Source organism: Pseudodonghicola xiamenensis DSM 18339, assembly GCF_000429365.1.
GTDB lineage: Bacteria > Pseudomonadota > Alphaproteobacteria > Rhodobacterales > Rhodobacteraceae > Pseudodonghicola > Pseudodonghicola xiamenensis.
Genome location: NZ_KE386893.1, coordinates 78,671 through 90,465, shown reverse-complemented (window position 1 = coordinate 90,465; position 11,795 = coordinate 78,671). Strand labels below are relative to the sequence as shown.

Genomic DNA, 11,795 nt, shown 5'->3' with positions numbered 1-11,795 from the left:
GACCACACGCTTCTTCCTGCCGCCAGCCTTCCCCGGACTGCTATCTGCCGCCGCCCCGGAGGCCCCGGACGGAACCGGTTGAGCCTCATCAGCAGTGTCATCAATACGGTCGTGGCGGGACATGGCAAAGCCTCGTCTGAGCAATATGGGAACGGCAACAATCGAACCGGCTGGTTCGAAGTGAAATAGGAGCGCAGCAGACCAAAGACAAGACTTTATCGAACCAACCGGTTCGAATATATCGCATCCATGACAAACGACGCTTCCTCACCGGATCATCCCGCCCCCGCGACCACCGCAGAGGCACAGGATTGCTGCGCGCTGAGCAAACGGCGCTGCGCCGCCGGAGAAAACCCGCGCAAGCGCGATCAGATCATCAACGGCGCGTGGAAGATGTTCATGGAACAGGGCTATGATGCGGCCTCGATGAACAAAATCTGCAAAGCTGCCGGCGTCTCGAAGGGCACGCTCTACGTCTATTTCCAGAACAAAGAGGACCTCTTTGTCGAGACGATCGCGGAAAAGCGTCTGGCGCTGTTTCAAGGACTGCGCGACATCCTGCACTCCCCTGGAACAACAGAACAGCAATTGCTGTCCTATGGCATCGGAGTTGCCAGGTTGATGACCTCGGAAGAGGCCATTCGCGCCCAGCGCATGGTGATCGGCATCGTCGAACGGATGCCCGAACTGGGGCTCAGGTTCTATGAATTCGGCGCCCGCCGGTTCCTGGGCGATCTCTATACCTGGCTGGAGGATGAAACCCGGGCCGGCCGGCTGAAGATCGACGATCCGCTGCTGGCGGCACAGCAGTTCATCGAACTTACCTCGGTCGGCATCTGGCGCAAGCGGCTGTTCGGCCAGAAACCCGAGCCGCCCACCCCGGAAGAAATCCAGACCTGCGCACAGCAGGCCCTGCGCGTCTTCATGGCAGCCTACGGCGGCTAAAGCCCCCCCGTAAATCAGCCATGAACGAACGCAGGGGAAGCGCGCCGGCGCCTAGCCTGCCGCCCGAACCAGATCGCGGGCGATCACCATGCGCTGCACGTCGCTGGTGCCCTCGTAGATCTGGCAGACCCGGACGTCGCGATAAATCCGCTCGACCGGGAAATCGCGGGTATAGCCATAGCCGCCGAAGGTCTGGATCGCCGCCGAACAGACCTTTTCCGCCATTTCCGAGGCGAAGAGCTTGGCCATCGACGCCGCCTGCAGGGCCGGTTGCCCGGCGTCACGCAGGCTGGCGGCATGCAGCACCATATGCCGGGCCGCCTCAATCTGGGTCGCCATATCGGCCAGCCGGAACGCCACCGCCTGATGGCCGATCAGCTTCTGGCCCATCGATTCGCGCTCCAGCGCATAATCGCGCGCCGCCTCGAAGGCCGCCCGCGCCATGCCGACGGATTGCGAGGCGATGCCGATCCGCCCGCCTTCCAGGTTCGACAGCGCGATACGATACCCCTCGCCCTCCTGTCCCAACAGGTTCTCGGCCGGCAGTTCCATGTCGTCAAAGGCGATCTGGGCGGTGTCCGACAGGTTCTGTCCCAGCTTCTCCTCGATCGAGGCGACGCGATAGCCTGGCGTGTCGGTCGGCACGATAAAGGCGGAAATCCCCTTCTTGCCGGCGTCGGGATCGGTGACAGCGAAGACGATGGCGGTGTCGGCGTTCTGGCCCGAGGTGATGAACTGTTTCACTCCGCTCAGCACCCAGCCGGTGTTGGTGCGCCGCGCCCGTGTCTTCAGCGCCGAGGCGTCCGAGCCCGCATGCGGTTCGGTCAGGCAGAAGGCCCCCAGCGCCTCGCCGCGCGCCATCGGGCGCAGGTATTCCTCTTTCTGCGCCTCATTGCCATAGCGCAGGATCGGCACGCAGCCGACCGAGTTGTGCACCGACATGATGGTCGACACCGCGCCATTTCCGGCGGCGATCTCCTCCAGCGCCAGGGCATAGGAGACGTGATCGGACATCGCGCCGTCCCAGTCTTCCGGCACCAGCATGCCCATCAGGCCCAGCGCCCCCATCTCGGCGATCTCCTCGGACGGAAAATGATGGGATTTATCCCAATCCGCCGATTTCGGCGCCAGTTTTTCCACCGCGAACCGGCGCGCCATATCGCGCACCATCTGCTGGTCTTCGGTCAAAATCATGCCTGCCCTCCTCGCATAATTCCCCCGGCCACTGCGGCAGCCGGTCCTCCGCCGGGGATGCTAGCGGGGATCGGCGCGGCTGAACAGCCGAACCGACAAGGACGTCACGACCGACCGGGCCGAAGCTCCCGCCCCCGGGGAGCAGCACCGCATGAACGGCTTGACGCAGCCCGGAAAACGCGGCTCCATGACGCGCCCCCTGAACAGGACCGCACCGATGTCTTTCGATCTCTGGCTCACCTTCGTCGCCGCTGCCACCGCATTGCTGATGATCCCCGGCCCCACCGTGCTGCTGGTGCTCAGCTACGCGCTGAGCAAGGGGCGCGGCGTCGCAGTCGCCTCTGCCGCCGGGGTCGCGCTGGGGGATTTCACCGCGATGACCGCCTCGTTGCTAGGGCTGGGCGCGTTGGTGATGACCTCGGCCATGTTGTTTTCGGTGCTGAAATGGATCGGCGCTGCTTATCTGCTGTGGATGGGATGGAAGCTGTTCCGCAGCGCGCCGTCGACTGGATTGCAGGCGATGACCGCCGCCAGCACCGTCACCCCGAAGGGCGTCTTCACCCATGCCGCTGCGGTGACGACGCTGAACCCCAAGTCGATTGCCTTCTTCGTCGCCTTCGTGCCGCAGTTCCTGCGGACCGAGGCGCCGCTGGGCCCGCAATTCGCCATCCTGATCGCCACCTTCGTGACGCTCGCTGCACTGAACGCGCTGGCCTATGCACTGCTGGCCGACCGGCTGCGCGCCTGGGTCGGCCGCCCCCGGGTGATCACCGGCCTGACCCGAACCGGAGGACTGACGTTGATGGGGATGGGGCTGGCCACCGCCGCCCTGCGCCGCCCGAGCTGAGGCACCGCCGGGCGCGCAACCTCAGCCTTCACCGTTCTCCTTCAGAAACCCCCTGATAAAGCGCCGGATTTCCCGCGCCGCGCTGGTATCCATCTGCTTGCAGAGATCGACGAAAGCATCCCGTTCCGCCTTGTCCAGCCGCAACACCAGCTGGCTGTCCTTCTTCCCCGAAACCTTGCCGTCTTTCTTGGTCACGCGCCACAAGCCTCCGAAGTCTTGAATTTTCGTATATTCAGTGTATATACATTGCATAGAAGTTGTCGAGAACGATGACGTAGCAGAATAATCGGAGGAAAGGCAAATGAACCTCTATACCGCACAGGCCCTGTTGACTCGCGATCGGCGGGACTGGACAAAACCGCACCTCAGCTGGCTGCCGACCGCCCTTTATCGCAGCTTCAGCGAAACTCGCCACTGACGAAGGGCCCCCGCCGGGGCCCTTTCGTCTGCAGGGGCTTGCAAGCCCTTGCCCCATCGGCCACACCCGGCAGGCAGTTTTTCCAAGCCGGAGCCCGCAGATGCCCCCCTCCAGACAGGTCAAGGATTACATCCGCACCATCGTGGATTTCCCGCATGAGGGAATCTTTTTCCGCGATGTGACCACACTCTTCTCCGACCCGCGCGGCTTCCGCATGGCGATCGACCAGATGCTGCATCCCTATGCCGGTGAACGGATCGACAAGGTCGTCGGGCTCGAGGCGCGCGGCTTCATCCTGGGCGGCGCCATCGCCCACCAGCTCTCGGTCGGCTTCGTGCCGATCCGCAAGAAGGGCAAGCTGCCCGGCCCCACGATCAGCCAGGATTACAAGCTGGAATATGGCGAGGCGGTGGTCGAAATCCATGATGACGCCATCCGTCCCGGCGAAAAGGTCCTGATCGTCGACGATCTGCTGGCCACCGGAGGCACCTGCGCCGCCGCGATCAAGCTGATCGAGCGCCTCAAGGGCGATATCGTAAGCTGTGCCTTCGTGGTCGACCTGCCCGATCTGGGCGGCCGCAAGGTGCTGGAGGCGATGGGCATGGACGTCCACACGCTCTGCACCTTCGACGGCCTCTGACCGCGCGCCGGAAACAGACACTCCCCTGGCTTCTTCCCTGGGCCCCTTCGATCTGGTTCAAATATCCTGGGGGTGAGGGCCCCCGGGCCCGAGGGGGCAACGCCCCCTGCCCCGTCGGAGCTCAGACCCCCGGGGGAATTTTCGCGCGCATCAGATCACGCCGGTCCAGCCGCTCACCGTCGGCGATGAAGGTGCCGTCACCCACCGCATGGATCATCCGCCGCTCCTGTCGCGCCGGGTCGATCCAGGCAGCAACGCTCTCCAGCACCAGAATGGTATAGGGCTCGATCACCTCGACCACCCGGCATTCGATATTGGCCAGACAGTCCTGGATCAACGGCGGACGTACCTGCGCCGCCTTGCCCCGGGTCAGCCCGAAGCGGGCGAACTTGTCCACCTCGGCGCCCGAACACATGCCGATCCCCACCGCGGTGTCGATCATGTCCACCGTCGGGATCGCGATCACGCAGTCCCGCGTCTGCCGCAGCGCCTCGAAAGAATGGTTCCAGGGGCCGGTGGTGATTGCCAGGGTGCCGGCGAAATCCATCACCATGGTCCAGGTGATGGTCATGACATTGTCCTTGCTGCCATCATTGGTGGTCACCAGCACCAGTGGCCCGGATTCCATCAAGGTGAAGGCCCTGTGCAGCTCCAGCGGTTCCATCCGCACCTCCGTTCAACCGGCTTCGACTCGGGGTCAGAGTTTCATCTTACCGCCAGCGCCTCAAGATCGCGCGCGATATCCTCGGCCAGTTCGGCGGTGCGCCCGCCCGCGTCGCTGCGCTGCGCATAGGCCCGCAAGCCGAAGACTGCCGCCTGCAACCGGCGCGCCAGCCGCTCGGGGTCACTGTCGGGAGCGATCTGCCCGGCATCCCGGGCCGCCCGGAAGACAGTGGCAAACCCCGCCTCGATCCCCTGCATCCTCTCCTCGGTCAGCCGGCGCAGCTCCACACCGTCGTCCGGCGTTTCCAAGAGCGTCTTGACCAGCATGCAGGCGCGCGACGGTGGTGCCTTGTCCTCGGGCGGACAGCCCAGGGCGCGGACATGCGCCGCAAGCCCGGCCAGCGGCGTCGGTGCCCCGGCGATGGTCCGGTCGAATTGGACCTGCGACCGTTCGGCATAACGTTTCAGCGTCTCGGCGAACAGCGCCTCTTTCGACCCGAAGGCGGCATAGATCGACCCCGGACGCATATCCAGCGCCACCTCCAGATCCTTCAGCGAGGTCGCGTGATAACCCTTGGCCCAAAACAGCTCCAGGGCCTTCTGCAGCACCTCGTCCCGATCATAACTGGCCTTTCTCGCCATGGCGGTCCCTTCCGATGACGTTTGAGTGATCGTTCAAGTAAAGCTAGAGAGACCCCATGTCAGTTTGAGCAACCGCTCAACAACCAGGAGATCCCCGATGGTCGATTTCACCCTGCACACCCCCGATACCGTGCCCGAGGCGAGCAAACCGTTGATCGAAGCATCCCAGAAGGCCTTTGGCCGACTGCCCGGCCTGCATGCGGTGATGGCCGAGGCGCCGGCGCTGCTGGAAGGCTATCAACAGCTCCATAGGCTGTTTGCCGAAGAGACTTCCTTCGACAAGGACGAACTCACCGTGGTCTGGCAAACCATCAACGTCGAACACAATTGCCACTACTGCGTGCCTGCCCACACCGGCATCGCCAAGCGGATGAAGGTCGATGATGCGATTTCTGACGCGCTGCGTAACGAGACCCCGCTGCCCAATGCCCATCTCGAAGCGCTGCGCAGCTTCACCCTGCAGGTCGTGCGTCAGCGCGGCGAGGTAAGCGACGAACAGGTCCAAACCTTTCTCGACGCCGGCTTCACCCAACGCCAAATCCTCGAGGTCGTTCTGGGCGTGGCGCAGAAGGTGATGTCGAATTACACCAACCATCTGGCGAAAACCCCGGTCGACGCGCCGATGCAGGCTTTCGCCTGGGAAAAGCGCCTGTCGGCCTGAGCCCCTCCCCACCAAAACGGCGACGGGCGGCCCGAATGGACCGCCCGCCTGCTCTCCCTGCCGAACCGAGGGCCGGTCAGACTTTCTCTTGCGTGTATTTCTTCAGTTCGCTGCGGGCGACCTGACGACGGTGCACCGCGTCCGGGCCATCGGCCAGGCGCAGGGTCCGCACATGGGTCCAGGCGGTGGCCAGCGGCGTATCCTGCGACACGCCGGCGCCGCCGAACATCTGCACCGCCTCGTCGATCACCTTCAGCGCGGTGCGCGGGGCGACCACCTTGATCTGGCTGATCCACGGCGCCGCGGCGCGGGCATCGCCCTGATCCATGTACCAGGCGGCCTTCAGACACAGCAGCCGGGCCATCTCGATTTCCATCCGACATTCGGCGATGATGTCATAGTTGGCGCCGAGCTGCGCCAGCTTCTTGCCGAAGGCTTCCCGGTCGAGCGCACGCTTGCACATCTGCTCCAGCGCGATTTCGGCCTGACCGATGGCGCGCATGCAGTGGTGGATACGGCCCGGCCCGAGGCGGCCTTGTGCGATTTCAAACCCCTTGCCTTCGCCCAGCAGCAGGTTTTCGACCGGCACCCGGACGTTGGTAAAGCGGATATGCATGTGACCGTGCGGCGCATCGTCATGGCCATAGACTTCCATCGCCCGCAGGATCTCGATCCCCGGGGTTTCCGCCGGCACCACGATCATCGAATGACGCTGATGTTTCGGGGTGTCGTCACCACCGGTCTTGACCATGGTGATATAGACCTTACAGCGCGGATCACCAGCGCCCGAGGACCACCATTTCTCACCGTTCAGCACATAATGATCGCCATCGCGCACGCAGGACATCGACACATTGGTGGCGTCCGAACTGGCAACATCGGGTTCGGTCATCAGATAGGCCGAGCGGATTTCACCGGCCAGCAGCGGCTTCAGCCACTCTTGCTTCATCGCCTCGGTGCCGTAACGCTCCAGCACCTCCATGTTGCCGGTGTCGGGGGCAGAGCAGTTGAAGATCTCGGCGCCCAGCGGCGTCTTGCCCATTTCCTCGGCGAAATAGGCGTATTCGACGGTGGACAGGCCAAAGCCCTTGTCACTGTCGGTCAGCCAGAAGTTCCACAGCCCCTCGGCCTTGGCCTTGGCCTTCAGTCCTTCCAAGATCTCGGTCTGACGCTCGGTGTAAGCCCAGCGGTCGCCGGTGCCGACTTCGCGCTGGTATTCCTCTTCCAATGGCATCGCCTCGTTGCGGATCAGGTCGCGGACCCGCTCCAGCAACTTCGCATTCTCCGCACGCATGGTGAATGACATGTTCATCCCGGCTTTTCCTCCCGTAACGCCGGCTCACCGCCAGCCTCAAATTTCGGGCAGAGACTGCGCGGCGATCTGAAAAATGTCCAGCCGATCACAGCAGTTTTTTGCCAGCCATCCCACGAAAATCGCTGTATTTTTCCGATTTCCCGCCGCAGAGAAAAGTCGCGGAAATGAATTTCGCCAAGCAAAACAATAGGTCAGATCGTCAGACGATATCAAATGATGATGCGACATCTTGGCCGAAATTTTTCCATCTCGGGGTCACTCGTGCCGCCCAAAACCGCAGCAACAGCCAGCCGACCGAGGAAGGGAGAGAGAATCACCCCCGGATGCGCGACCGCCAAGACCAGCCCCGGATGCCCCGGCAGCGGCCCGACCATCGGCCAGCCATCCCCTGTGACCGGCCGCTCCCCAACCCGTGGTGGCTGCAAGACCACCCCGGCGCCCAGCGCCCGGCTCAGGGCACCTTCCGCCGCCCGCGCCAGCCCCGGCAGTGCCGCCTCACCCTCGGGCGGCAGCCACTCGGCCAGTACCACGCGCCCATCCGGCCCGACGCGCGCCTCGAACTCCGGGCCGCAGAGGATGCGACCGCTGCCGCCCGTTTCTGCCCGGCCCTCGATCAGCACTGCCGGCGACAGGCTCACATCCAGCCCCGGCAGCAGCTCCACCGCAGCCGCGCCATTGGCCAGAACCACCGCATCGCCCGCCACACGGGCGCCATCCGTCAGCACCGCCGCGCCCTCCTCCAGCGCCACGACGCGGGCACCAGAGCGCAGAACGACACCGGGCGCATCGGCCAGCAGCGCCCGGGCCAACGCCGGTGGCTCGCTCGCCACGTCCTGCGGGAACCAGGCGGCAAGCTCCGGCACCTCGCGCAACCCGGGCTCCAGCGCCACGATGCCGCTGCGGCCCCGCGCCTCGACCTGGCTGCCCCGCGCCCGGTGCCAGTCGATCAGCGCCCGCGTCTCAGCCTCGCTGCTGCGCCACACCAGGGCCCCCTGCCCCGAGACCGGATAGCGCTCCCCCAACGTCCGGCGCCAACGGGCATGCTCCGCAACCGCCCGCAGCCGCAGCGCGAAAAGCTCCGGATCGTCCCCCGGCCCCTGCGCCCCCAGCCCGACCCAGCCGAAGGCCCGCGCGGTCACGCCCTGGGCAGGCCCCGCCCCGGCCTCCAGCAGTTCGACCGCGACACCGGCCCGCGCCAGATGCCAGGCGACAGAGGCACCGACGATCCCCGCACCGACCACGACAACCCGCATGGCACCCTTCCCTCTTCTCTGCCCCGATACGCGCGCCGAAAGCCCCGCCCGAATGCGAAGGGGCGGACCCTCAGGCCCGCCCCTTATCTCATTCCGCCGCCTCCGCGTAATCCCCGACCGGAGGGCAGATGCAATGCAGATTGCGGTCGCCCCAGACGTTGTCCACCCGATTGACCGGCGGCCAGTATTTATCGACCCGGAAGGCACCCGGCGGGAAACACCCCTGCTCGCGGCTGTAAGGACGGTCCCAGTCCCGCACCAGATCCTCCATCGTATGCGGCGCATGCTTCAGCGGGTTGTTCTGCGGATCGGCCCGCCCCGCTTCGATCTCGGCGATCTCCGCCCGGATCGCCAGCATGGCGTCGCAGAACCGATCCAGCTCGGCCTTGGTCTCGCTCTCGGTCGGCTCGATCATCAGCGTGCCCGGCACCGGGAAGCTCATCGTCGGTGCGTGGAAGCCGCAGTCGATCAGCCGCTTGGCGATGTCGTCCACCGTCACCCCGGCGCTCTCGGCAAAGGGGCGGGTGTCGATGATGCATTCATGCGCCACCCGTCCCGACTTGCCGCGATAGAGCACCTCATAGGCCCCCGCCAGACGCGCCGCAATGTAATTGGCGTTCAGGATCGCCACCCGCGTCGCCTGGGTCAGCCCCTCGCCGCCCATCATCAGGCAATAGGCCCAGCTGATCGCCAGAATCGAGGCCGAGCCATAGGGCGCCGCAGACACCGGCCCCTCGATCCCGCCGGTATGGGGATGGCCGGGCAGGAAGGGCTCAAGATGCGCCTTCACCCCGATCGGCCCCATGCCGGGGCCACCACCGCCATGCGGGATGGCAAAGGTCTTGTGCAGGTTCAGGTGGCTGACGTCGCCGCCCAGATCGCCGGGCCGGCTGATCCCCACCATGGCGTTCATGTTGGCGCCGTCGATATAGACCTGACCGCCATGGGCATGGGTGATCTCGCAGACCTGGCGCACCGTCTCTTCGAACACGCCGTGGGTCGAGGGATAGGTGATCATGCAGGCCGCCAGCGTGTCGGAGTATTTCTCCGCCTTCTCGCGAAAATCGTCGAGGTCGATATCGCCATTGGCCGCCGCCTTCACCGGCACCACCTGCCAGCCGGCCATATGGGCGCTGGCCGGGTTGGTGCCATGGGCACTGACCGGGATCAGACAGGTCTTGCGGTGATGCTCCCCCCGCGACCGATGCCAGGCATCGATGGTCAGAAGTCCCGCATATTCGCCCTGCGCGCCCGAATTCGGCTGCATCGAAAACGCCGCATAGCCGGTCACCTGACACAGGATATCCGACAGGTTGTCGATCAGCTCGCCATAGCCCTGTGCCTGATCGGCGGGCACGAAGGGATGCAGTTGAGAGAATTCCGGCCAGGAGATCGGCATCATCTCGGCCGCCGCGTTCAGCTTCATGGTGCAGGAGCCCAGCGGGATCATCGCCCGGTCCAGCGCCAGATCGCGATCCGCCAGACGACGCATGTAGCGCATCATCTCGGTCTCGGCCCGGTTCATGTGGAAGATCGGATGATCGAGATAGGAGCTTTCGCGTACCAGCGCCTCGGGCAGACGGTATTCCGAGACGATGTCCTCGGCCTTCAGCACCAGACCGAAGGCGCGCCAGACCGCCTCGATGGTGGCCGGCCGGGTCGCCTCGTCGATGGTGATGCCCACCTTGGTCTCGCCCACCGCGCGCAGGTTCACCCCCTCGCGCACCGCCGATTGCAGAACGCCCTGCTGCAGCAGCCCCACATCCACGGTGATGGTGTCGAAGAACTGCTTCGGCTCCACCTTGAAGCCCGCAGCCTCCAGCCCGCGGGCCAGGCGCACGGTCTTGCGATGGATGCGCTGCGCAATGGCGCGCAGCCCCTCGGGCCCGTGAAACACCGCGTACATCGAGGCCATGACAGCCAGCAGCGCCTGCGCGGTGCAGACGTTCGAGGTCGCCTTCTCGCGGCGGATATGCTGCTCCCGCGTTTGCAGCGCCAGGCGATAGGCGCGGTTGCCCAGACTGTCGACGCTGACACCGACCAACCGGCCCGGCATCGACCGCGCGTGCGCGGCCCGCGTCGCCATATAGGCCGCATGGGGCCCGCCATAGCCCACCGGCACCCCGAACCGCTGGGCGCTGCCCACCGCGATATCGGCCCCCATCGCGCCCGGCTCCTTCAACAGCGTCAGGGCCATCGGGTCGGCCGACATCACCGCCACCGCCCTGGCCGCATGCAGCGCCTCGATCAGCGGAGTGAAATCGGTCAGATGCCCGTAGGTGCCCGGATATTGGAACAGGGCGCCAAAGACCTTGTCGGCCACGAGTTCTTCCGGCGCTCCCACGATCACCTCGATCCCCAGGGGCCGCGCCCGGGTCTGCACCACGGCGATGTTCTGCGGGTGGCAATTCTCGTCGACGAAGAAGGCGCCTGCCTTCGACTTGGCGATCCGCTGCGCCATGGTCATCGCCTCGGCGCAGGCGGTCGCCTCGTCCAGGAGCGAGGCATTGGCGATCTCCAGCCCGGTCAGATCGCTGATCATGGTCTGGAAGTTCAAGAGCGCCTCGAGCCGGCCCTGGCTGATCTCCGGCTGATAGGGGGTATAGGCAGTGTACCAGGCCGGGTTCTCCAGAATATTGCGCTGGATCGCCGGCGGCGTCACCGTACCGTGATAGCCCTGCCCGATCAACGAGGTCAGAACCTTGTTCTTCCCCGCCACCTGACGCATGTGCCACAACAATTCCCGCTCGGACAGAGGCGCGCCGATCGACAGGGGCGCCGCCTGGCGGATCGCCTCCGGCACGGTCTCGGCGATCAGCGCCTCCAGGCTCTCGGCACCGACGACGCCGAGCATCTCTGTCATCTCGGCAGGCGACGGCCCGATATGGCGCCGGTTGGCGAAATCGTAAGGCTGATAATCGGTGGGCGTGTAACTCATTGCATCATCCCCATGGGAGGCGCATTGCCCCCGGTGTCTGGCGTGATCCGGGGACGATGCGCACCGCCCCCGGCTTCTTCTCGGTTCAAGTACGGCCGCCGGAGGCTCCCGCAGCCGAAGCGGCAGCAATGCCCGGACAGCTTCTCACGGGGCTGTGCCCGTTCGGCGCGGCAGCTCCCCCTCGCGGAGGAGAGCGCCCCGACGCGAGGGGGGCACCTCACCCCAGGCATGCCCTCAGGATGGCCTCGGCCAAAGTGACTTGCCGTTTCCCGGCACCAC

The 11,795-nt window shown here is 65.2% G+C and carries 11 protein-coding genes; 4 read left to right on the top strand and 7 right to left on the bottom strand.

Going from position 1 to position 11,795, the window contains the following annotated elements:
• Positions 1–249 precede the first annotated feature (249 nt).
• Complete coding sequence (locus tag G455_RS0122600) at positions 250–945, top strand: TetR/AcrR family transcriptional regulator (protein WP_028095661.1); 696 nt, start codon at positions 250–252, stop codon at positions 943–945.
• 51 nt (positions 946–996) lie between these two features.
• On the opposite strand, the gene G455_RS0122595 is transcribed toward G455_RS0122600, so the two are convergent.
• Complete coding sequence (locus G455_RS0122595) at positions 997–2,139, bottom strand: acyl-CoA dehydrogenase family protein (RefSeq protein ID WP_028095660.1); 1,143 nt, start codon at positions 2,137–2,139, stop codon at positions 997–999.
• Positions 2,140–2,356: 217 nt separating this feature from the next.
• On the opposite strand from G455_RS0122595, the gene G455_RS0122590 reads away from it, so the two are divergent.
• On the top strand, positions 2,357–2,986 hold the full coding sequence (locus G455_RS0122590; RefSeq protein WP_028095659.1) for a LysE family translocator: 630 nt from the start codon (positions 2,357–2,359) through the stop codon (positions 2,984–2,986).
• 21 nt (positions 2,987–3,007) lie between these two features.
• Here the strand turns inward: G455_RS0122590 and G455_RS26755 are convergent, their stop codons facing one another.
• On the bottom strand, positions 3,008–3,181 hold the full coding sequence (locus G455_RS26755; RefSeq protein WP_169726945.1) for a hypothetical protein: 174 nt from the start codon (positions 3,179–3,181) through the stop codon (positions 3,008–3,010).
• A 323-nt stretch (positions 3,182–3,504) separates the two neighbouring features.
• Here G455_RS26755 and G455_RS0122575 point away from each other — a divergent pair, with 323 nt between their 5' ends.
• Positions 3,505–4,044: an adenine phosphoribosyltransferase gene (locus G455_RS0122575; protein ID WP_028095658.1), complete on the top strand. Its 540-nt coding sequence runs from the start codon at positions 3,505–3,507 to the stop codon at positions 4,042–4,044.
• Between the two features lie 121 nt (positions 4,045–4,165).
• Here the strand turns inward: G455_RS0122575 and G455_RS0122570 are convergent, their stop codons facing one another.
• Both G455_RS0122570 and G455_RS0122565 read right to left on the bottom strand, forming a co-directional pair.
• Positions 4,166–4,708: a flavin reductase family protein gene (locus G455_RS0122570; RefSeq protein ID WP_028095657.1), complete on the bottom strand. Its 543-nt coding sequence runs from the start codon at positions 4,706–4,708 to the stop codon at positions 4,166–4,168.
• A 41-nt stretch (positions 4,709–4,749) separates the two neighbouring features.
• Positions 4,750–5,349 carry a TetR/AcrR family transcriptional regulator gene (locus tag G455_RS0122565; protein ID WP_028095656.1) on the bottom strand — a complete coding sequence of 200 codons (600 nt, stop codon included), beginning with the start codon at positions 5,347–5,349 and terminating at the stop codon, positions 4,750–4,752.
• Between the two features lie 97 nt (positions 5,350–5,446).
• Here G455_RS0122565 and G455_RS0122560 point away from each other — a divergent pair, with 97 nt between their 5' ends.
• Positions 5,447–6,010, top strand: a complete 564-nt coding sequence (locus G455_RS0122560; protein ID WP_028095655.1) for a carboxymuconolactone decarboxylase family protein — start codon at positions 5,447–5,449, stop codon at positions 6,008–6,010.
• A gap of 76 nt (positions 6,011–6,086) precedes the next feature.
• On the opposite strand, the gene G455_RS0122555 is transcribed toward G455_RS0122560, so the two are convergent.
• The 3 genes from G455_RS0122555 to gcvP all read right to left on the bottom strand — a co-directional run bounded on the left by G455_RS0122555 (position 6,087) and on the right by gcvP (position 11,516).
• On the bottom strand, positions 6,087–7,322 hold the full coding sequence (locus tag G455_RS0122555; protein ID WP_028095654.1) for an acyl-CoA dehydrogenase family protein: 1,236 nt from the start codon (positions 7,320–7,322) through the stop codon (positions 6,087–6,089).
• Positions 7,323–7,534: 212 nt separating this feature from the next.
• Complete coding sequence (locus G455_RS25325; protein WP_051312704.1) at positions 7,535–8,578, bottom strand: NAD(P)/FAD-dependent oxidoreductase; 1,044 nt, start codon at positions 8,576–8,578, stop codon at positions 7,535–7,537.
• Between the two features lie 88 nt (positions 8,579–8,666).
• A complete protein-coding gene (gene gcvP / locus G455_RS0122545) occupies positions 8,667–11,516 on the bottom strand; it encodes an aminomethyl-transferring glycine dehydrogenase (RefSeq protein ID WP_028095653.1) in 2,850 nt (949 codons plus the stop codon).
• Positions 11,517–11,795 lie beyond the last annotated feature (279 nt).